Here is a 22,778-nt window from a genome sequence, read left to right on the forward strand (position 1 = left end):
TATCAAAATTCCCTCATTATGTTCTTTTGTATATTAAATGTTCAACACAACCTACACCAAATTTGATAAGTCTAAGCTCAGCAATCGATCAATCGCTTCGCTGCTTTGTGCGATATCTGCAACCAATGCCATGCGCACATGGTTTTTGCCAGCGTTACCGCTGTTGTTTTGGTATGGGGGCGTATCGCGAGATAGGTAACGCCCTGCGAGCGCATGGATATTTAGCTGTTCATAAATCACTTTGACAAACTGCTCATCATCTTGCACCGGTAACCAAAAATAAAAACCGGCATCAGGACGGCGTAGCGGCAATTTGTCTGACAGCTTGTCCAGCCACAAATCAAACTTTTGGCGATATAGTTTGCGGTTTTCTTCCACATGGGCTTCATCTTGCCACGCGGTAATCGAAGCCAGCTGATGATGAATCGGCATCGCACAGCCTTGATAAGTGCGGTACTGGGCATACGGCGCTAGTAGCTTGGCATCACCTGCCACAAATCCTGAGCGCATGCCAGGTAGATTGGAGCGTTTTGACAGCGAATGAAACACCACGCAATTGGTAAAATCTTCGCGTCCGAGTTTGGCGCAGACTTCAAGTAGTCCAATTGGCGGCACCTCAAAATACAGCTCACTGTAGCACTCGTCACTGGCTAGGATAAAGCCGTATTTATCCGATAGCTCAACCAGACGTTGCCACTGCGCCATATCCATCACTGAGCCAGTTGGGTTGTTTGGACTACACACAAAGACCAGTTGGGTCTTCTCCCAAATCTCGCTTGGCACGCTGTCATAGTCACCGACAAAGTTATTGTCGGCGGTACAATTGACAAAATACGGCTGTCCACCAGCGAGCAGCGTCGCACCTTCATAAATCTGATAAAACGGATTGGGCATCACCACGTAAGGTCGTTTGCTATCTTCACGGTTAAATGCCGCTTGTACAAAACTAAATAGCGCCTCACGCGTACCCATCACCGGTAACACTTGGGTGTCGGCATTGACGGCGTTGACATGAAAACGGCGCTGTACCCAATCAACAATCGCTTGGCGCAGCTCGGGCAAACCGTTGGTGGTGGGGTAATTTTGGATTTTAGCCAGATTGTCTTTGATGACGTCTAACACAAACTGTGGCGGCGTGTGCTGCGGCTCACCGATGCCCAGTTTAATCGGGGCATAGTCTGGGTTTGGGGTGATGCCTTGTAGCAAGGTTGCCATCTTGGCAAACGGATAAGGGTGCAAAAGCTGTAATTGCGGATTCATAAGGGGTTGGCTGTCCATATATGCGAGAGAACTAATTTTAAAATACTGTGATTTTAAAAGTACTGTGATTTTAAAAACACTCTGATTTTAAAAATATTGGGGTGTTAAAAATACTGAGAAAAATGAGGTTACTTTACCCCGAATCGCTGAGTTTGCCAAGATTGAACCAAAAGTTTGCTAAAAGTTGATAGCCGATTAACGTTTTGACCCATGAGCTTGGGCAATATTTCGCTCAAAGTTTCGCTCAAAAAAATGGGTAAAGGTGAGTATCAAGGTAAAAAGGGTCGGGAAAAAGCAGGTGTTTACTATATCATGCACACTGCCTTGCCAGTACCAGTGCTTGTCAATTATAAGCTGGTCATGTCTGTCTAGCACTTCACCCATGCTGGCAGCAGCAATCACCGCAAATAAGGCGATAAGCCAACGATAGCGATGATTTTTAAAAAGTAGACTTGTGATAAGAAATACCCCAATACCGACATAAATATGCAGGGCATCTCTCTCTAAGCCTGTGAAGCTAACGATATGGGTTTTGATGTCTTGGAATACGGAGTCGTACATAGAAAGTTTGATTTTGATTGAAAAGTAGGCAGAGCATAGCGATTTTCTGCCAATGGTTAAATGCGGTTTTTGTGTTGATTTATCACCGGATTATTATGAAATGAAAAATTAATCTAGCTGATAAATCTAAGAATTTTATAGTTTTTGCTATTAATGGTTTAAATATATATCATCTTAATTTTTTAGAATATTGGCAATATATAGATCATCATCTATTTTTAATAGTGTTAATATCAAAATTCGTAGGAAAATAAAGTAATAATGCTCATGTTCTCCATTATCGTTTGGATTTCCTTGCGTGCCATGAAGATATCTATTTCTTAGGTCTAATCCATTGTTGAATTCACTCTTGTTAAGATAATAATTAAAATAGGATTGTTCCATCTTAGAAAATAGAGTGCTTTCGAAGTAAATAAGTCCTTCTTGTTCCATTTGAAGAGCTTCTCTTTTTAAAGCATCATCATAGTAATGAAATGAAGCAAATCCATTTTGATATAAATCTTGTAATATATATACTCTTTCAATATTGTTAATACAAACGATATCATTTTCATCAAGCTTAATTAAACCCATGTCAATTAAATCATTGATATGCGGTTTTTGGTAATCATAGAAATCCTCAAATTTAACTTTTTCATTCGCTATCAATTGCAAAAAATTAGAATATTTGTTTTTATTCGCATTCTCAACACTGGCAAGCCAAGATTGGTCTGAACAAATTAGACCTGAATAATGAATTGCATTTTGATTTAAAGTGTTCAAATATAGATACTTTTTAGAATTTAGACTTGGAATATCTCTAATAGAAGTAGGCAAAGAACTAATTTGAATGAGCTCAAAGTCTATAGAACCATCCTCTACAAACAATTTGAATTGTTTTAAAATAGATTCAAACTCAGGAGCAAGTAACCTTATTTTTTCAAAATATGAATAAGTTGTAGAAATATTTAACAAACGAGCATTATTTGCAAAACCATAATTCGAGTGAAAAAAATCAGTAAAAATATAATGTAAAATTTCTTCTATTGAAGTGTCTAATTTCCTTAAAATTCTCTCATAACCATTTATTTGGGCGATAGAAGCCATATCCTTAAGATTAAAACTTACATTATTTCTATAATCATTTTTAGAGTGAACACCTGATATTCTTTCGAAAACCCCCATATCTTTTTCTTGGCTAAGTAAAGTTATACGCCCCTGTTTATCTAAAAACTCAAAAAGATGAATAAAGTTTAAGAATAATAAGTATGGTTGTGAATTGCTTTTAATGAATTCAAAATTATAGTAGAAATGTGCGATATGGTCATCATCAATGTATGCCTGCTTATTATCCTGCATTACTTCTTTAAAGGAAATTTCAACACCATAACGTAAACTAGAGTTTTCAGAAAAAATTTTCTTTGTGAATGTTTCGCATAATTTCTGAGCCTTTAATCGTGTTTTATCTGAAATTTTGAATTTATCCTTATTTTTTGCCCTTACAATTAGTTGGACGAAATTAGGATGAGCATCATCAGCATTAAGGTAGTTTAAAATAGTTGATTCAATATCTTCAGAAGTTAAACTTTTTGGTAAATAACGCTGTGGCTGTGGAGTGTCATGTTTAACTTCATAAATAGAAAGAATATTTTCAGTAAGAATAACGGGATGATTTAACAGAAAATTCTTGATGTCAGAATCGTAATATTCAACTATACCTCGTTGAGTCAAAATATACTCAATGCAATAGGGTTCGGCTTGGAGTATCTGCGAAAAACCATCGAACCCTAAACGTTTAAAAGCGTTAAAATTATTTATTAATTCAAAAAAACTAGCTTTATATTGATACCAATCAATTTGGGTATAAAGTGTATTTAAATTACTATCGTTGATATTAGCTATAAATTTAGGTATTTCTTTTTCGTAATTTTTTACAGTTAAGATAAATTCATTAATTTCATTTACAGACCAACTAGGATGATATAATTCTTCATCAAAAAACTTTTTAATATGAAATATCTCCAAAATATCGTTGATATTAGAAGAGTCTATTTGTTTTTGTTGTTTAAGAATTTTTTCTGCATTTGATAAATTATGACTACTGGATAAATCGTTTACAGAAAAAAAGGTCACTCTATCAATATACTCATTAGTCATGACTACTAACCTATAAATAAATTTAGGAAATTAAACTTTCTCCACACCACTCACTTTTTGAAACCCTTTTGGCAAGAGTGCACCGCGTCGACCGCGTGTACCCATAAAATTGGCAATATCCATCGGTTTGAGCGTCAAGGTGCGTTTACCACTGTCCAATGACAAACTATCCCCTTCGGCAAAGGTGGTGATGGCGACCACACTGTCACCGTCTTTTAAATCAATCAGCTTATTGCCTTTGCCTTTTTTCATCATCGGTAACTCAGTCAATGGGTATACCAGCAAATGCCCTGCCGAACTGACCGCGCCAACTAGCGTATCTTGCTCACCAATTTGGTGGGTTATTAAACTAAAGGCGTCATCAAAATTAATCACATTTTTGCCCGCTTTTTGGTTGGTATCAAGATCAGCAAAGGTGTTAATAAAGCCATAGCCTTGTGAGCTTGCCATGATGAGCTTACTGTCATCTTGTCCCATCAGCACATTGACAAAACTTGCCCCACCCGTGGGTTTTAGCAGGCTAGTAAGCGGCTCGCCTTGCCCCCGCGCAGAGGGTAAGGTATGGGCATCGAGGCGATAGCTGCGACCGGTGTTATCCATGAGATAGACTTTTTCATTGGATTTGCCTTGCGCATGGGCAAGGTAGGCATCGCCCGAACGGTAATTCATATTGGCGGCATCGACATCGTGACCTTTGGCGGAGCGAATCCAGCCTGATTTTGACACGATGACCGTCACAGGCTCGCTTGGGGCTAGGTCAGTTTCTTTAAGCGCGGTGGCTTCCGTGCGTTCTACAATCGGCGATTGGCGTTTGTCGCCATGCTCTTTCATATCGGCAGTGAGCTCTTCAATCATTAAGCCAGTCAATTTGTCTGGGTTGTTCAAGTATGCTTCGATTTGGGCTTTTTCTGCTTCTAGGTCACTTTGTTCACGTTTGAGCTCAATTTCTTCAAGGCGTGCCAATTGACGCAGACGAATATCCAAAATCGCGTTGGCTTGGCTTTCAGTCAAATCATAGCGCGTCATCAATTCTGCTTTTGGGTCGTCTTCCTCACGGATGATACGGATGACCTCATCAATATGAAGATAGGCAATCAGCAAGCCTGCCAAGATATGCAGGCGCTGTTTGATTTTATCCAAGCGGTATTGCAAACGGCGCGTGACGGTATCTCGGCGCACAGAGAGCCATTCGGTGAGAATGGTAAGCAGTGATTTGACTTGGGGTTTGCCATTGGTGCCAATCATGTTGAGATTAACGCGGTAATTACTCTCAAGGTCGGTACTGGCAAACAAATGGCTCATCATCGGCTCGATATCAACACGGCTTGAGCGCAGCTCAAGTACGATACGGCAAGCGTTTTGGTGGTCGGATTCGTCATGGATGTCAGTTACCCAAGGCAGTTTTTTGGCATTAATTAAATTGGCAATTTGCTCAATGATTTTATTGCCGGATATTTGATAGGGTAATGCATCAATGATGACTAAGTTTTTTTCTTTGTCATCGACATGATAAGTAGCACGCATTTTGTAGCTACCACGACCCGTTTTATATAGCTGTAGCAAATCCTCAGACGAGGTGATGATTTCAGCTTTGGTCGGCAAATCGGGGGCAGGGATGTACTTTGCCAGCTCTTTTTCCGTCATCGTGGGTTTTTTAAGCAGCGCGATGCAGCCTTTGACCACTTCAGACAAGTTATGTGGCGGAATATCGGTTGCCATACCGACCGCAATGCCGGTTGTGCCGTTGAGCAAGATATTCGGTAGGCGGGCAGGTAAGGTGACGGGTTCTTGCAAGGTGCCGTCAAAGTTGTCTTGCCAATCGACAGTGCCTTGACCAAGCTCGTTTAGCAAGGTATTGGCATAAGCCGATAGCTTGGCTTCGGTGTAGCGCATCGCAGCGAAGGATTTTGGGTCGTCGGGCGAGCCGAAATTGCCTTGACCGCTAATGAGTGGATAACGGTAGCTAAACGGCTGACTCATCAGTACCATGGCTTCATAACAGGCTGAGTCGCCATGCGGATGGTATTTACCAATGACGTCACCGATAGTGCGCGCTGATTTTTTGGGTTTGGCGGTATTTTTGAGCCCAAGCTCGCTCATCGCATACACGATACGGCGCTGCACAGGTTTTAACCCGTCGGCAACGTGTGGCAATGCCCGGTCCATGATGACGTACATCGCGTAGTTGAGATACGCGTTTTCGGTAAATTCAGCGACTGAGCGAGTGGGGTTGTTCAAATCGTTTGGCTTGGTAATTTTTGCTACAAGGGTATCAGACATAATAGTTACTTAATCAATGACAAAAAATAAAAGAAAGTGCAAAAGAAAGAAAGTTCAAAACAGAGATAAGAAGTATGAGGAAATATCATAAAGCTTGAGAGTAGAAAAACAAGTGTTAATCCATGACATGGCAAATTTGCCCAGTTATACACGTCAAACTGTGTCGCAAAAACGCCTTTTAAAGATAATTGGATACTGTAGCCGCTTTAACAGTCAAATAATGGATAACTATTTCGACGCGAAATCATTTTTATCATCCCATAAGTACAGAGAATAGGCTTGAGAATTGAGTAAATATTTAGTATGTTAATAGTACATTTGGCCGCGATTTTTAATATAATTTTTAGCAGTGGGATTGACCTTTTTATAAAAATTCTTTTAATTATCAATATGCTATTCGCTGATAGACCGCATACCTAAGGAAAACATTTCTCATGAATGAATCAACCACCTCAGCTCAAACCCCTGACAACAATGCCCAAGACACTGCGCCCATCAATACTCCCGTCGATACTATGGAAGCGCAGCCACATGCGCCAAAACTTACCGATCATCATGAGAAACCTTGGTTAAAGACTTACGAGCATTACGGCATGAACTATAACATGCAAATGCCCGGTGACGAAGTCAACCTAATGAATGTTTTTGAAAAGAATTTCGAACAATTCAATGGTAGTGATGCCTTTGTGTGCATGGGTAGTAGCATGACCTATCGTCAGCTAGACACTTATAGCCGCCAAATCGCGGCGTATTTGCAGGGATTGGGTCTGCAAAAAGGCGATACCGTTGCGGTCATGATGCCAAATATCTTGCAATACCCAGTGTGTATGATTGGTATCATCCGCGCAGGTTTTATCTTGGTCAATGTCAATCCACTATACACCGCCCATGAATTAGCACATCAGTTAGAAGACTCGCAAGCCAAAGCGTTATTTATCGTTGAAAACTTTGCCAAAACCTATCAAGATATCGGCAAAAAAATGGTTGATCATGTCATTGTCTGTTCAATCGGTGATTTGATGGGTACGTTCAAAGGTATGCTCATCAATACCGTGGTCAAGTATGTCAAAAAAGCCATTCCAGCTTGGCAAATTGACGGGCATGTGACGTTTAAGAGTGTGATCAAGCAAGCTTCTGCCAGTCGCTATCAGCGCCCAGAAGGTATCAAAGGCAGTGATATTGCGGTACTACAGTACACTGGCGGCACCACAGGGGTTGCCAAAGGTGCGATGCTTACCCACAGCAACTTGGTATCCAATATGCTACAGTGCCAAGAGTTCGCCAGACAAGTGTTCCCCAATCAAATGGTGGGTGAGTACGTCGTCATTGCCTTACCGCTCTATCATATTTTCTCATTTACCGCCTGTGCGCTACTAGGTATGAACATGGGCTTTACGGGTGTATTGATTCCAAATCCCCGTGACCTGGACAGCTTTGTCAAAGAATTAGCAAAATATAAGCCAGTCTTCTTCCCAGCGGTGAACACATTATTTAATGGCTTGGCGCACCACACCGGTTTTCGCGCATTAGACCACAGCAAATTGCGTTTGTCGCTAGGCGGTGGTATGTCGGTATTGCCTTCAACCGCTGAAGAGTGGAAACGTATTACAGGTACCAATATTTTAGAAGGCTACGGCTTGTCCGAAACCTCACCCGTTGCCACCCTAAACCCCTTGGCACAAGAGCAATTTAGCGCCAAAATCGGTATCCCGATGCCCAGCACCGATATCAAACTGCTCGATGACAATGGCAACGAAGTCGCAGCAGGTGAGCGTGGTGAGATTGCAGTTAAAGGTCCACAAGTGATGAAAGGCTACTGGCAGCGTCCTGAAGCCACTACAGAAGTAATGACAGCAGACGGTTATTTCAAAACCGGTGACATCGCTGTCATTGATGAGCAAGGCTATTTCAAAATCGTTGACCGTAAAAAAGACATGATTTTGGTATCAGGATTTAATGTCTATCCAAACGAAGTTGAAGAAGTGCTAGCGGCGCATCCAAAAGTGTTGGAAGTCGGGGTGATTGGGGTGCCGAGCGAAAAAAGCGGTGAAGTACCAAAAGCGTTTGTGGTACGTAAAGACCCAAGCCTCACTGAGCAAGAGTTGCTGCAATATGCACGAAGCGAGTTAACCGGTTACAAACGTCCGCGTAAAGTTGAATTTGTGGATGAATTGCCAAAATCAAACGTTGGCAAAATCCTGCGTAAAGAACTGCGTAAACTTGAAGAAAAAAAGTAAGCTAACGTTTGTTACTAAAACCCAGCTTTTCTATATCAGATTAGTTGGGTTTTTTATTGCATCGCGCCCAACTAACCTTATAAAATTGGGAATACCAATAGGCTGTTATGAGCAATACTGAGTTTATGGATGACGCTATTTTACCAATCAATGAGCGCCCGATGCATGAGATGTATGAATGGGAAGAAAATCAGCAACCGTGGCTGATTAGCTACGAGCGCTATAACATTTGTAGTACCATCGATATGCCAGATGAACAAACGTCGCTGATTGACATCTTAGAAGCGGGGTTTGCCAAGCATGCGCGGCAAGTGGCGTATTATTGCGATGATCAGCAGATTACTTACGAGCAGCTAGATAAACTGAGTCTAAAAGTTGCCATTTATTTACAGCAGTTAGGGCTCAAGGTCGGCGATGCTATTGGCGTGATGTTGCCCAATATTTTGCAATATCCTGTGATTACCCTTGGCGTCATCCGTGCTGGCATGGTACTGGTGAGTATGAACCCATCTTACACCAGCCGCGAGCTTGAGCATCAAATGGATGATGCCGATATCAAGGCGTTGTTTATACTAGATAAATTTATTTATACCTACAAAGACATTGCCGATAATCTTAACCGCGATTTACATCATTTAATCATCTGTCGTTTGGGCGATTTGAAAAGTAAGCTCAAAGGCGCGTTAATCAATTTGGTCTCAGCGACCACCGATTTGCCGCCAAAAGGTAATTGGATTTATTTTAGTCATTTATTAACGGGCGCTAGCAAGGCTTATGAGCGCCCAACTCTCACGTTATCGAATATCGTATTAATTCAATATACCGGTGGTACCACAGGGACGGCAAAAGGCGCGATGCTCAGTCATGGCAATGTGATTGCCAATTTGCTGCAAATCGATGCGTTGATTCGCAGCGCGTATGATGAAGAAGGGCAGGAAGATATTATTTTGGCATCGTTGCCACTGTATCATGTATTTTCATTCACCATTTGCTGTGTTTTTATTTTATACCGTGGGTTTGCATCAAGGCTCGTGCCCAATCCACGTGATATCAATGAACTGGTTAATACGCTAAGGCGTACACCGCCGCATTTTATTTTGGGGGTCAATACGCTATTTAGCGCCTTGATACAGCATCCTGAATTTCGAAGGCTCGATTTTTCCCAACTCAAAGCCACCATCGGCGGCGGCATGGCAATCCTACCCAGCGTTGCCAAAAAATGGCACACCATCACAGGGTTACCGATTATCGAAGGGTATGGACTTTCAGAAACCGCGCCTGTGATTACCTTTAATCCATTAACTATCGCAGAATTTACCAATAAAGTCGGGCTACCAACCCCTGCCACTGACATCATCTTATTGGACAACAACGACCAACCTGTGCGCATTGGCGAACGCGGCGAAATTGCCGTCAAAGGCCCGCAAGTGATGGTGGGGTATCGCAATCTACCTGTCGAGACTGCTAATGCGTTTACCGCAACAGGCTATTTGCGCACGGGCGATATTGGCATTATTGATGAGCGCGGTTTTATCAAAATCGTTGACCGTAAAAAAGACATGATTGTGGTGTCAGGGTTTAATGTTTACCCAAATGAGATTGAGTCGGTGATGCTCGAGCATGCAGATGTACTCGAGTGCGTGGCAATTGGCGTACCAAGCGCGACGCGCGGTGAAGAGCCCAAAATATTTGTGGTCAGAAAACACAACCGCGTCACTGCTGAGCAGCTACTGGCGTTTGGTAAACAGCACTTAAGTGGCTATAAACGCCCACGCTATGTCGAATTTGTCGATAGTCTACCCAAGTCCAATGTTGGTAAAATTTTACGTAAAGAGCTACGTAAACGCGAAGGGCTTGAATAGCAACCTGCCATGTTGCCGACGGAATTGTCTTGCTAAAACCGGGTTGGCAAGGTAGCATAAAACCACTGTAATTTTTGCCCATTGCTTAAAAACTATCTACCAAACCGTCAAGGCGGTCTTTTAGGGAATCTTATGCGTATCGATAATCGTGAAAACAACCAACTTCGCCCAATTAGTTTTGTGCGTAACTTTACCAAACATGCCGAAGGCGCCGTGCTGGTCAGCTATGGTGATACCAAAGTGCTATGTACCGCCAGTATCGAAACCCAAGTGCCGCGCTGGCTCAAAGGCACAGGTAAAGGCTGGATTACCGCTGAATACGGTATGTTGCCACGCGCGACCCACGAGCGTACCCAACGCGAAGCCGCCAAAGGTAAACAATCAGGTCGTACCCAAGAGATTCAGCGGTTGATTGGTCGTAGCTTACGGGCGATGGTAGATCTTGAAAAGCTTGGGGAAAATACCATCCATATCGACTGTGACGTGCTGCAAGCCGATGGCGGCACCCGTACTGCCAGTATCACAGGTGCGGCTGTGGCATTGGTCGATGCGTTAGAAAAATTGCAAGCCGCCAAAAAACTTAAAGCCGATCCTTTGGTTGGCTTGGTAGCAGCCGTCTCTGTGGGTATCAAAAACGGTGAAGTGCTGTTGGATTTGAACTATAGCGAAGACTCAAGTTGTGACACAGATCTTAACGTCGTGATGACGCAAAAAGGCGAGTTTATCGAGATTCAAGGCACTGCCGAAGAAAAACCGTTTACCCGTGCGCAAGTGGATGAAATGCTAGCAATTGCCGAAGAAGGTATCAAACAGCTGATTGCCGAACAACAAGCGGTATTAGGTTGGTAAAATAGCCTAACAAAACAGGCTAGGCTAGTAAGGGCGTAGCACATACGCCCTTGAAATCGTTATAGAGATGATTATGTTAAAAGTCACCGAAACAGGCGTTACCATTGGTTTGCAAAGTCAAGCGGTGAAACCCACCATATTGACCCAAATACTTTGGGTGGGTATCGCCATTGCAGTGTTAGGCATATTGATGGCATTTAAAATGCTCTCAGTTGCCATCGGCTCGCTGATGATTTTACTAGCCATCATCGCAAGTGTTGTGTGGCAGTCATTCAACCGAAAAAAAGAGGTAGCTACTTTAGCAGGGGGTGAACTGCGACTGACGCAACAAGGTTTTAGCCATCACCAAGGTGCTAACGTCACAAGCTATCAATTATTGCCTAACGATAGCATTGAGCCGACCACCGATGGCATGACTATCTACAATGCTGACGGTCTAACCTTGTATCACATCACAGGTTTTCATGACCCTAAACATATCAAAATCGCCCAAGCCGTCCTGCAAGGCAAGCCAATCAAAACCCAAGGTAAAGCAATCAAACTACAAAGCACTTAATCAAAAAACCACACCCTATCTCACACAGTGGTTAGGCACAGTGGTTAGGCTTAGTTACCAAATCATAATAATTTTTTTGCCAATACTTGTTAAAATCCTTAGAGATGATTAATCCACACTCTGATAATAACATTAATTATTTAATTCATATAAACCAAAAACACGGAAGGAAAGGACGATGTCGACTGCATTAAAATTTGCCACCCCATTAATGGTTGCGATGGCGCTGGTAGGCTGTAATAAAAAAACAGAAACCACAACCACCACTACTGCTTCAGCGCCTGCTACCACAGTTACCGCTAGCGCCAATGGTGCGACGGCAACCGCTACGGTAAGTACCACGACAACGTCGACCACGGCAGTTGACCCTAACATGACGCCAGAAGACCACAAAAAAGCGCGTGAAAGAATCATGAAAGATTGGAAAAAAACCAACCAAACCATTGGTGCCATGGTCAAAGATCCAAGCAAATTTGATGCCGTGCAAGTCAAAGCCGCCGCCGAGAAACTTAACCAAAATCCTTGGGTGCATTATCCAGAGACTGCCAAAGGCGGTGAGGCAAAAGATGAAATTTGGCGCGATGCTGCAGGGTTCCAGCAACAAATTGATAAATTTAAAACCGCTGCCAGTGCCCTTAATGCCGCCGCTGCGACTGCAACCAGTGTCGATGGCATCAAAACCCAATTTGGCGATTTGGGCGCTAGCTGTAAATCCTGTCATGACAAATATAAACAAGATTAATTTGTTATCCACAATAGTTTTTATGCGCAATAAAGAAAGGCAGTGTTCAATGACTGCCTTTTTTATTGACTTAATTCACTTTGATAAAATTATGAAAGATATCAAACGCGGTCAATGGTAGCGGGCGCAGTTTGGTTAACTGGCTTAGCAACACTTTGGCATCGGTTGACAGTTTTTGCCCCGTTTGCCAGAACCTCACCGCTTGGGCTTGGACATCGGCTTCAAAAGTGCTTTGACTGGTATCAAAATCAGCAAACAAATTATCTTTAGACACGCTAAAGGGTTTGTTGCAAGCCAGCGTCAATAAACATTCAATCGCTTGCGGCAGGATTTCTACTTGTTCGAACTGTTGCTGCTGCTGCTCATTACGTCCATCGGGCGCATACCAGTAGCCAAAGTCATTGAGCAATCGGCGTTTTTGGCCTGCCATACACCAATGGCTAATTTCATGCAAGGCACTGGCAAAAAATCCATGCGCAAACACAATTTTGGCAGGCTCGGTATCGGTCGCGGCAAAATATTCAGGCTCATGCTCGCCTTTGACCAAAATCGTATCACGATGGCAAAACCACCGTTTGAACCAACCTATCAGCCATTGCACTTGTAATGCTTCTACCGATGCCCATTGATAGTCAGTCAAAGGGCGATTTTTTGTCTTTGATATACTGGCGAGTGCGGGCATAAAATTAACCTTTAATGCTAAATGCGCCCTTTTTTGGTCAATCACAGTGGTGTCCATATCACTGGCTAACACAGGCACCACCGCGAATTGGCTGACAAAAGGCAACGTCATAAAGGGAAAAATAGCAAGGGTTGGTGGTGATATTTGTGCAGATAGTGGCGATAGGTGTGTGGACATAGCAAAAGTCGGGTTGATAAAAATTGCTATTATACAATTTAACAGCCCGCATCGACTAGGAAATTACGCCTACAACATGCTACCATGCAATGGATGTCAGTATGCTTTATACTACAACGTAAAATAACTAACAGGAGCGGTGAAATGACGCTACATTCTTCATCAAACTCTTCATCAAACGTGCCATCACAATCATCGCAAGATGTACCAACAACTGCCCCATCCAAAACCGCCAATAATACCACCAGTGAGATTGGCTCTAGTGCCAGCTTGGTCAAGTTTATTGACTTGGCACGTTGGGAGCATAACAATGATAACCATTATCCCTGGGAAGGCAAAGTGAGTCTCAAGGATTTGCCACGTATCTATGCCTTGGGTGATGAACATCACGACAACGATCAGCCACTGGATGTGATACTAGATATTCAGAAGAAAGGGGACGTGGTATTTTGGCAACTACACACCACGGGCGTGCTTTGGCAAACCTGCCAGCGTTGCCTAGACCCCGTCGCAGTAAGTCTGGATGTCGATAGTGAGCTTGCACTGCTTGAAGATGAAAATCACGTCGCATTGCTTGATGAAGGCACAGAAATCATCCTGATTGATGAGCTAACGGATGACAATAAACTGTGGCTATTACCAATGATTGAAGATGAGTTATTGGTGGATTTGCCATTAGCGCCCAAGCATGATAACTGCGAAATGGCAGTGACTGAGGTGGGCGAGTTGCCAGAGGCAGTGGCGGAAAAAGAAAATCCGTTTGCGGTACTGGCTAGCCTAAAAAGTTAATAACAACCCCGCCATTAGATACGCCGTCATACACGTAGTAACAAAAACTTGCCACTAAATGTCGGTTAAGGCTTTGCTAAATGGGTTTTTTTACGTATAATATGGCGTTTATAAATTTATCTGATTGTCTGTTCCAATAGTTTGCCTTATATCCATGCCAAATATCGATATCAAGTTGTTTGCATGATGATGTAATGAGGTTAAGGGAACGATGTTTTAATAGCGAGAAGCACAGGAGCTAACCTCATGGCTGTTCAACAAAACCGTAAAAGCCGTTCACGCCGTGATATGCGTCGTTCACACGACCGCATCACAATCAATGCTGTTGCTGTAGATGCAACCACTGGTGAAAAACACATCCGTCACCATGCGACCAAAGACGGTTTTTACCGTGGTCGTCAATTATTTAAAGTAGCAGCCGTTGCTGAATAATTAGCGCAAAATGCAGTGCTTTGACATGGCTTAGTATGCATTAGCAAAGCACCAAAAAGGCTGATGAATTATCATCAGCCTTTTTTTATTTGTTTTTTATGTAAAAATAGCTGGAAGAAAATACTAGAATTTTTTTCTCAATATGCCATAATAATCAGAGTACAATTGTACACATAAATTTGCTGGCTTACTTTTGCCTGCTTGCTGGATAGTAAGTTATATGATTGCCAGTTAAGTTTGATAAGCCTATAACGTCAATCTAAGCTACTGACGCCATTTTGATTTTGCTGATAACTTTTGGTAAAGTAATCGACCAAAAAATCGCCTAAGCAAATTTTTTTGACCATGTTTTTTAGCGCTCTAGTAGGCGCAATACAACATAAGCAGTACAAATAAAGCAGTACAATATAATAAATTAGGACATTATGGATAACCCAATGCAAAGCCAAGCCAGCGCAAATCAACCCGCTACTTCATCACAACACGATGTAGCCTCTATGAAATATGCGGTGATTTTTCCAGGACAAGGCTCGCAGAGTGTGGGCATGCTAAACGATTGGGCAGCCCAGTATCCTACGGTCAAAGCAACGTTTGATGAAGCCTCAACAGCCCTTGGGTTTGACTTGTGGGCGATATGCCAAGGGGCGTCAGGTGCCGCGTCTTTGGATGATACCGCTTATACCCAACCTGCGTTATTGACCGCCAGTATGGCGATTTGGCGAGTGCTGCGCGATGAGCTTGATTTACAGCCGGCATATGTTGCAGGGCATTCACTGGGTGAATATAGTGCGCTGTGTGCCGCTGGGGTATTGAGTTTGGCAGATGCTGTAAAGCTGGTGCATCAACGCGGTCAGTATATGAGCGCAGCCATGCAATCACAAACAGGTAAAATGGCAGCGATTTTAGGTCTGCCCGATGAAGATGTGCAACAAATATGTGATGCTGTGGTAGCGGATCATACGCAGGCAGTGGTCAGTCCAGCCAATTTTAACGCGCCAGGGCAAGTGGTGATTGCAGGCAATGTCGCAGGCGTGGATTTAGCATCAGAGAAAATCGTTACGCTCGGTAAAAAAAGCATGCCGCTTAAAGTCAGTGTACCGTCACATTGCCAGCTGATGACACCTGCCACCGATAAGCTTGCCGCAGAATTAGAAAACGTGACATTTAACCCACCCAGCATTCCTGTGATACAAAATCGCCATGCGCGGGTAGAAAACGATGTCACCGCAATCAAACAAGCCTTGATTGAGCAGCTTAATATGCCTGTGTTATGGTCGACTATTGAGAATAAGTTAGCAGATGCGCAAGTCACCTTACAAATCGAATGTGGTAGTGGTAGCGTGCTGACAGGACTAGCCAAACGCCAAGCGCAGAAAATTAACACACTAGCGACCGATACAGTTACCAAACTAGACAATATAAAACAACAACTATCAGCCCAATAAAAAAACCAAGGAAGTATATGACTCAACGTATTGCATTAGTGACAGGGGCTAGCCGTGGGATTGGTCAAGCAATCGCCAAACGGCTGGCAAATGAAGGCTATCTTGTCATCGGCACTGCTACCAGTGAAAAAGGCGCAGCGGCAGTCAATGATTACCTACAGGAATTGGGTGGTGCAGGTCGCGTGCTCAATGTGCAAGATGCCGAGCAAATCAACCAGTTATTTGATAGCATTGAAAAAGAATTTGGCAATGTACAGGTACTAGTCAACAATGCCGGCATTACCCAAGATGGTCTGCTCATGCGGATGGATGACAATGCCTGGGAGCGCGTGCTCGACGTGAATTTGACCTCGGTGTTTCGTACCAGTAAACGCGCCATAAAAGGCATGATGAAAGCGCGGCAAGGTCGTATCATTAATATCACCTCAGTAGTCGCTGCGATGGGCAATGCCGGCCAAACCAACTATACGGCAAGTAAAGCAGGCATTGAAGGCTTTACCCGTTCACTGGCTCGGGAGATTGGGTCACGCCAAATCACCGTCAATTGCGTGGCACCGGGCTTTATAGACACCGACATGACTAGCGAGCTTGATGAAGCATTGATTCAATCCATGCTTAATGCCGTTCCGCTAGCCAGACTGGGCAAACCTGAAGACATTGCCGCTGCGGTAAATTTTTTGGCAAGTGAAGAAGCAGGTTATATTACCGGCACCGTGCTTGACGTCAATGGCGGCATGTACATGTAAATGGTTTAGCCTGCCAAACACCAACCTAACGGGCCTTAAAATGCAGTTTTTGAACTTAAAATACAGTTTTTGAAATAGTAACAGGTTGCATTATTTTATTTTGAAATAGGCAATGAGCATGATAATATGCTCTAATAGGTAGTTTACTCGATATATCATATACCCCAATGCAAGGAGAGAAGCATGAGTAACGAAATCGAACAAAAAGTAAAAGCCGCAGTAGCTGAGCAATTAGGCGTGAATGCAGAAGACATCAAAAATGAATCTTCATTTATGGATGACCTCGGTGCCGATTCACTTGACCTTGTTGAATTGGTGATGTCTTTTGAAAACGAATTTGGTATTACCATTCCTGACGAAGACAGCGCACAATTGACCACGGTGCAAAGTGCTATCAGCTATGTACAATCAAAATTGGCTAACTAGTTGCTAGTTACTTAATTTAGCCGCTTACTTGTTATTTGGTTTAGCGGCATTTTACCCCAGTTTTAGCGATAAAATTGGGGTTTTTATTTGTTTAAAATCAGCTCCAACACAAACTTCGTACCGATAAACGCCAAGCCAAGTAAAATCACACCGTATAGCGTCATATTAGCCGCGCGTTGACCTCGCCAGCCAAAGCGCCAATGCCCAACCAATAACGCCCCAAATACCAACCAAGACAACAGACTAAACACAGTCTTGTGTACCAAATGCTGCGCCAGTAAATTGGTGGTATCGATAAAGCCTAACAGCAGCGAAATCGACAATAGGCCAAAACCCACAGTAATCATATCAAACAGCAAGGCTTCCATGCTTTGGAGTGAAGGTAGTTTATCGACCCAGACACGGTGGAAGGTTTGACGCTTGAGTTCGCTGATTTGCAGCCGTAGCATAATCGCGGCAATCGCTGCCATAAATAGTACCGAATAGGCAGCCAAAGACATGATGATATGGGCTTGTAAGATAGGACTGATGGTTGATAACGGGTGATACGGTGCATCGCCAAAAAAACCAATCATCATGCCCAAAAATGCTAACGGCGTTGCCAAAATCCCAAGCGGCAAAATTTGGCGATAAAGACAAAATCCCCAATAAAATAACAGCATAAACAATGTCGTCAACGATACGACATTAAAAATATTAAAGTTTAGACCGCCTTGGGTAATGATATCAGGATATAACACCACCGCATGACCCAACAACCCAATTAGCAATTGCCCAAGCACCATGCCTTTAAGGATGGGCTTTTGTTGCGTAACTGCCCACATCAAATAGATGGTAGTTAAGCCATAACAGACTAACGCAAGTACAAAGATTACAAACACCCTAGCCTCATTAAAAATCATTAAATACGTGCAAAATGCGATGGTTATACTAGCATGAGCCATGTAATAAATCGCGATTTTATCGGTATTATATTAGCAGTTTTAGCTAATTTAGCATAAAATAGTAAGATTATAAAATTGATAGCAATAGATTAGAGAAATTATATGTTTGAAACCTTAACCGAACGCCTGTCGACGAGTTTACGTAGTATCTCTGGTACAGGGCAGCTAACTGAAGACAATATCAAAGACACCTTGCGTGAAGTGCGTATGGCACTACTAGAAGCTGATGTCGCCTTGCCAGTGACGCGCGATTTTGTGTCACGGGTAAAAGACAAAGCCCTAGGTCAAGAAGTCCTTAAAGAACTCGCCCCAGGTCAAGCCTTTGTCAAAATCGTCTATGATGAACTGACCGAGATGATGGGCAGTGCTAACCAATCACTTGAAATGACAGGCAAACCACCTGTTGTCTATCTACTAGCGGGTTTGCAAGGGGCGGGCAAAACCACCACAGCCGGTAAACTTGCCAAATATCTGCAAGAGCGCCATAAGAAAAAAGTCATGCTAGTCTCTGCGGACGTCTATCGCCCTGCGGCAATTAAGCAGCTTGAGCAAGTCGCTGAGCAAGTTAAAGCCAATTTTGTGCCATCGAGCGCTGACCAAAACCCCATTGATATCGCCAAACGCGCCATCGAACAAGCCAAAGTACAGTTTCAAGATATTTTGATTATCGATACCGCAGGTCGTCTACACATCGACGAAGCCATGATGGATGAAATCAAAGCCTTAACCGCAGCGGTCACTCCGTCAGAAACCTTATTTGTCGTTGACTCAATGACCGGTCAAGATGCGGCAAATACTGCAAAAGCCTTTAATGATGCGCTACCTTTGACTGGCGTGATTTTGACCAAGACTGACGGTGATGCGCGCGGTGGTGCGGCGTTGTCGGTACGTGCCATCACTGGCAAACCGATCAAATTCTTGGGTCGTGGTGAAAAACTTGATGCGCTTGAGCCCTTCCATCCTGAGCGTGTCGCACAGCGTATCTTGGGCATGGGTGACGTGTTGTCACTGGTCGAAGAAGTCGAGCAAAAAATTGACCGCGAAAAAGCGGAAAAAATGGCGAAAAAAATCCAAAAAGGTGGTGAGTTTGACCTTGAGGATTTGCTAACCCAATTCCAGCAAATGAAGAATTTGGGCGGCATGGCGGGCTTCTTGGATAAGATGCCAGGCATGAGCGGTGCGGATGTCCAAAAAGCGGTATCAGATGCCAAACCAGAAGAAAAGGTCAAAGAAATGGAAGCACTCATTCATTCCATGACCCCATTTGAACGTAAAAACCCCGATAAAATCAACCCAAGCCGTAAACGCCGTATCGCGGCAGGCGCGGGTAAAGACGTACAGCACGTCAATCAGCTGTTAAAGCAGCACAAGCAAATGGCAAAAATGATGAAGATGCTATCTGACCCATCGGGCATCAGCAAAATGATGAAAGCGGTGCAAGGGTTGACCAAAGGCATGGGCGGTGGCGGTGGTCCATTATTTGGACAAAACAACCAAGCAGGCGCAAATACCACGACAGTTAACGGTCAAGCCAATCCAGTTGCGCCAAAATTCAAAACCCGTTTTTAAAATTTTAATGGCAGAATTGTACTTTCAAAGCCCGTATGCATTACGGGCTTTTTTATTCAACTAAGGAATAATGAAAGTATTAAATATTCCAAGACAGTATAATTAAAAATCCTTACTATATTTTCAATCATTAAGCCATTGGATGTTTAGCTTGGCACTTTGAAAACTTATGAGGAAAACATGACAAACGCGACCCAAAACCACCCATTCATTACCCATACTTACTCTAAAGGTAAAATCTTTGCATTAGCCGGTATTTCAGTGATGGCAGTGGCAAGCTTAACTGCCTGCCAAAAAGCCCCGCCCAAAAACGAGAGTGCAGCCAGCGCTTCAGCCGCTAACGGCAATGGTGTATCTTTGCTAAACGTATCTTACGATGTGTCCCGCGAGTTGTATAAAGAATACAACCCGATTTTTACGGGGCAGCAAAAACAGGCCGTCACTATCCAGCAGTCGCATGGCGGCTCAAGTAAACAAGCCTTGAGCGTGGCCAATGGGCTTAAAGCGGATGTGGTGACCATGAACCAAACCTCAGATGTAGAACTGTTGGTGAAAAAAGGCTTGGTGGATAAAAACTGGCAACAAGCGTTTCCCAATAACGCGGTACCTTATACCAGCACCATGGTACTACTAGTTCGCAACAACAACCCCAAGCAAATCAAAGACTGGGATGACTTGGCAAAACCCGGTGTCAGTATCGTGATTGCCAATCCAAAAACCAGTGGTACAGCGCGATATGGTTTCTTGGGTGCGTATGGATATGGCTTGCACCACTTCAATAATGACGAAGCCAAAACCAAAGCGCTGGTGAAGCAAATTTTGAGCAATGTGGCGGTGTATGACAGTGGCGCAAGGGCAGCGACAACAAGCTTTTTACAACGAGAAATTGGCGATGTGCTGATTACCACAGAGAATGAAGCACAAATTACCAAAAAAGAATTTGCCGATAAAAACTTACAGATTATTTATCCCAGTTATTCGGTCAAGATTAGTAACCCTGTCGCTGTGGTGAATGCCGTTACTGAGCAAAAAGGTACTACTGAATTGGCAAAAGCCTATTTAAAAGGTTTGTGGGATACGCCTGCCCAAGAGATTATGGCTAAGAACTATTTGCGCCCTGTGGATGCGGCGACTTTGGCAAAATACCAAAGCCAATTTCCTGCAATTACCACGTTTGAGCCAAATGAAGTTTTTGGTAGCTGGGATGAAATTATGAGCAAGTTTTTTAAAGATGGGGCAATTTTTGACCAATTGGCGGTAAAAAAATAGCCGTGGCACTAGCGATTGGCTAGGGTGGTTAAGTCATACTTTAAGGCATCAAAACACACATCGGCAGCAAAGCCCCGATATTGCAAAAATCGCAGTTGACGGGCTTTTTCTTTAGGCTCTGTCGGGATAGCATCACCGTATTTTCGTACCCGTGCTGCCACCGCTTGGGCAAGCCAATCCACTTCATAGGCCTCAGCGAGGTCAGTGTCGGATTCGATATCATTGAGTAGTAAATCCTCAAAAAAATCATTGTGCATCTCAATCCATGCATTAATCGCACTGACCGAACGGACGGTGGTTAACCCATGTTTTTTTAACGTTTGAAAAATCCGCTGGGTACCATGCTGCTTGCCGATACCTTCTTTGATTAATGCAGATGTCATACGCTCATCGCTTTGATAACCTTCTGCTTCAAATTCTGTTAAAAGCGCTTCGATAGCCGCCGCATCACATCCTTTAGCCAGTAGTTTGTCCCGCAGCTCTTTTTTAGATTGCTCACGCCGCCCAAGATAATAAAACGCCAGCCAACGCATGTAGCTCTCGGATTTAAGCTTGTCATGGTAAGCTTGGCGTTGTTCATCAGTCATTAACTGATTTTCGATAGTTTCTAACAAGGATTTAGGATCTGGCATAGCGGTTTTAACCGGGACTAAAAAAAGCTAACAGGTGGGGAGCAAGTTGAACGGTATAAAAACAAAAACCCCAGTAAAAACTAGGGTTTTGGTTAGCTAGGCAATTATTGCATACCTTCGACAAACTCAGGGGGTTCAACGTCATGCGCTTCTTCTGGCATAGGTTCGACATTACCAAGCTTAGCAGCGCGCACTTTGGCTTCAATCTCTTGGGCGATTTGTGGGTTTTCTTCCAAGAATCTAATGGCGTTGGCTTTACCTTGACCAATTTTACTGTCATTGTAACTGTACCAAGCGCCCGATTTTTTGACCGCATCAATATCGACACCCAAGTCAACCACTTCACCTAAATGATTGGTACCTGTCCCATACATGATGTCAAATTCCGCTTGGCGGAACGGCGGCGCCAGTTTATTTTTGATGACCTTAACGCGGGTCTCAGAACCGACGATGTTTTCACCGTCTTTAACCGCACCAATACGACGAATATCCAAGCGCACCGACGCATAGAATTTAAGGGCGTTACCACCCGTCGTGGTTTCTGGCGAACCAAACATGACACCGATTTTCATACGAATTTGGTTAATGAATACCACCATACAGTTAGAGCGTTTGGCGTTACCGGTGATTTTACGTAGCGCTTGGCTCATCAGACGCGCTTGCAGACCCATGTGGCTGTCGCCCATCTCGCCTTCAATCTCCGCGCGTGGGGTAAGGGCGGCGACCGAGTCAACAACAATCATATCCACCGCACCTGAGCGCACTAGCATATCGGTGATTTCAAGCGCTTGTTCACCGTTGTCAGGCTGCGTGACAAGTAAAGCATCGACATCAACGCCCAATTTTTTGGCATAAATAGGGTCTAGCGCATGCTCAGCATCGATAAAAGCACAGGTACCGCCCTGCTTTTGACATTGGGCGATTGCTTGCAAGGTTAAAGTAGTTTTACCCGAACTTTCAGGACCATAAATTTCGACAATACGACCCTTTGGCAAACCGCCAATGCCCAGTGCAATATCCAAACCCAATGAGCCTGTGGAGACTACATCCACGTTGATTTTTGCTGACTCATCACCCAAGCGCATGATGGTATTTTTACCAAATTGTTTTTCAATTTGTGATAAAGCGGCAGTTAAAGCTTTGGCTTTATTGTCGTCCATAAGGACTCCTTGTTATAAAATAGG

The 22,778-nt window shown here is 43.5% G+C and carries 20 protein-coding genes; 12 read left to right on the plus strand and 8 right to left on the minus strand.

Going from position 1 to position 22,778, the window contains the following annotated elements; translation table 11 throughout:
- Positions 1–51: 51 nt before the first annotated feature.
- The 4 genes from dapC to parC form a co-directional block, all read right to left on the minus strand.
- A complete protein-coding gene (gene dapC, locus RT064_RS07665; RefSeq protein ID WP_313062704.1) occupies positions 52–1,260 on the minus strand; it encodes a succinyldiaminopimelate transaminase in 1,209 nt (402 codons plus the stop codon).
- 195 nt (positions 1,261–1,455) lie between these two features.
- On the minus strand, positions 1,456–1,821 hold the full coding sequence (locus tag RT064_RS07670) for a hypothetical protein (RefSeq protein ID WP_313062705.1): 366 nt from the start codon (positions 1,819–1,821) through the stop codon (positions 1,456–1,458).
- Positions 1,822–1,995: 174 nt separating this feature from the next.
- A complete protein-coding gene (locus RT064_RS07675; protein WP_313062706.1) occupies positions 1,996–3,957 on the minus strand; it encodes a hypothetical protein in 1,962 nt (653 codons plus the stop codon).
- A 30-nt stretch (positions 3,958–3,987) separates the two neighbouring features.
- The gene (gene parC / locus RT064_RS07680; RefSeq protein WP_313062707.1) at positions 3,988–6,237 is read right to left on the minus strand and encodes a DNA topoisomerase IV subunit A; all 2,250 of its coding nucleotides are present in this window, start codon (positions 6,235–6,237) and stop codon (positions 3,988–3,990) included.
- Positions 6,238–6,752: 515 nt separating this feature from the next.
- Here parC and RT064_RS07685 point away from each other — a divergent pair.
- The 5 genes from RT064_RS07685 (at position 6,753) to RT064_RS07705 (ending at position 12,483) form a co-directional block, all read left to right on the plus strand.
- Positions 6,753–8,474, plus strand: a complete 1,722-nt coding sequence (locus RT064_RS07685) for an AMP-binding protein (RefSeq protein ID WP_313062741.1) — start codon at positions 6,753–6,755, stop codon at positions 8,472–8,474.
- 107 nt (positions 8,475–8,581) lie between these two features.
- Entirely contained in the window at positions 8,582–10,336 is a 1,755-nt protein-coding gene (locus tag RT064_RS07690) for an AMP-binding protein (protein WP_313062708.1), read from the plus strand.
- A 132-nt stretch (positions 10,337–10,468) separates the two neighbouring features.
- Positions 10,469–11,185 (plus strand): ribonuclease PH, encoded by a 717-nt coding sequence (gene rph / locus RT064_RS07695; RefSeq protein ID WP_060994509.1) that lies wholly within the window; start codon positions 10,469–10,471, stop codon positions 11,183–11,185.
- A 73-nt stretch (positions 11,186–11,258) separates the two neighbouring features.
- A complete protein-coding gene (locus RT064_RS07700; RefSeq protein ID WP_313062709.1) occupies positions 11,259–11,741 on the plus strand; it encodes a hypothetical protein in 483 nt (160 codons plus the stop codon).
- Positions 11,742–11,919: 178 nt separating this feature from the next.
- Positions 11,920–12,483, plus strand: coding sequence for a c-type cytochrome (locus tag RT064_RS07705; protein WP_313062710.1), 564 nt, complete (start codon positions 11,920–11,922; stop codon positions 12,481–12,483).
- A gap of 70 nt (positions 12,484–12,553) precedes the next feature.
- Here the strand turns inward: RT064_RS07705 and RT064_RS07710 are convergent, their stop codons facing one another.
- Complete coding sequence (locus RT064_RS07710; RefSeq protein WP_313062711.1) at positions 12,554–13,342, minus strand: elongation factor P hydroxylase; 789 nt, start codon at positions 13,340–13,342, stop codon at positions 12,554–12,556.
- A 144-nt stretch (positions 13,343–13,486) separates the two neighbouring features.
- Here RT064_RS07710 and RT064_RS07715 point away from each other — a divergent pair, with 144 nt between their 5' ends.
- The 5 genes from RT064_RS07715 to acpP all read left to right on the plus strand — a co-directional run bounded on the left by RT064_RS07715 (position 13,487) and on the right by acpP (position 17,180).
- Complete coding sequence (locus tag RT064_RS07715) at positions 13,487–14,131, plus strand: YceD family protein (RefSeq protein ID WP_313062712.1); 645 nt, start codon at positions 13,487–13,489, stop codon at positions 14,129–14,131.
- Between the two features lie 246 nt (positions 14,132–14,377).
- Positions 14,378–14,563: a 50S ribosomal protein L32 gene (rpmF, locus tag RT064_RS07720; RefSeq protein WP_007115626.1), complete on the plus strand. Its 186-nt coding sequence runs from the start codon at positions 14,378–14,380 to the stop codon at positions 14,561–14,563.
- Positions 14,564–15,060: 497 nt separating this feature from the next.
- Complete coding sequence (gene fabD, locus RT064_RS07725) at positions 15,061–16,008, plus strand: ACP S-malonyltransferase (protein WP_409519545.1); 948 nt, start codon at positions 15,061–15,063, stop codon at positions 16,006–16,008.
- A gap of 17 nt (positions 16,009–16,025) precedes the next feature.
- Positions 16,026–16,754: a 3-oxoacyl-ACP reductase FabG gene (gene fabG / locus RT064_RS07730; protein ID WP_007115623.1), complete on the plus strand. Its 729-nt coding sequence runs from the start codon at positions 16,026–16,028 to the stop codon at positions 16,752–16,754.
- Between the two features lie 183 nt (positions 16,755–16,937).
- Positions 16,938–17,180 (plus strand): acyl carrier protein, encoded by a 243-nt coding sequence (gene acpP / locus RT064_RS07735; protein WP_007115622.1) that lies wholly within the window; start codon positions 16,938–16,940, stop codon positions 17,178–17,180.
- Between the two features lie 83 nt (positions 17,181–17,263).
- Here acpP and RT064_RS07740 read toward each other — a convergent pair whose 3' ends face one another.
- Entirely contained in the window at positions 17,264–18,061 is a 798-nt protein-coding gene (locus RT064_RS07740) for a cytochrome C assembly family protein (protein ID WP_313062714.1), read from the minus strand.
- Positions 18,062–18,226: 165 nt separating this feature from the next.
- Here RT064_RS07740 and ffh point away from each other — a divergent pair, with 165 nt between their 5' ends.
- Together ffh and RT064_RS07750 are read left to right on the plus strand one after the other, a co-directional pair.
- Entirely contained in the window at positions 18,227–19,693 is a 1,467-nt protein-coding gene (ffh, locus tag RT064_RS07745) for a signal recognition particle protein (RefSeq protein ID WP_065253465.1), read from the plus strand.
- 180 nt (positions 19,694–19,873) lie between these two features.
- Positions 19,874–20,962: a sulfate ABC transporter substrate-binding protein gene (locus RT064_RS07750; RefSeq protein WP_313062715.1), complete on the plus strand. Its 1,089-nt coding sequence runs from the start codon at positions 19,874–19,876 to the stop codon at positions 20,960–20,962.
- A gap of 8 nt (positions 20,963–20,970) precedes the next feature.
- On the opposite strand, the gene RT064_RS07755 is transcribed toward RT064_RS07750, so the two are convergent.
- Together RT064_RS07755 and recA are read right to left on the minus strand one after the other, a co-directional pair.
- Positions 20,971–21,594, minus strand: coding sequence for a regulatory protein RecX (locus tag RT064_RS07755; protein ID WP_313062716.1), 624 nt, complete (start codon positions 21,592–21,594; stop codon positions 20,971–20,973).
- 104 nt (positions 21,595–21,698) lie between these two features.
- Positions 21,699–22,754: a recombinase RecA gene (recA, locus tag RT064_RS07760; protein ID WP_313062717.1), complete on the minus strand. Its 1,056-nt coding sequence runs from the start codon at positions 22,752–22,754 to the stop codon at positions 21,699–21,701.
- Between the last annotated feature and the right edge of the window lie 24 nt (positions 22,755–22,778).

The sequence above is a fragment of the Moraxella sp. CTOTU49097 genome, from assembly GCF_032064105.1.
GTDB lineage: Bacteria > Pseudomonadota > Gammaproteobacteria > Pseudomonadales > Moraxellaceae > Faucicola > Faucicola osloensis_B.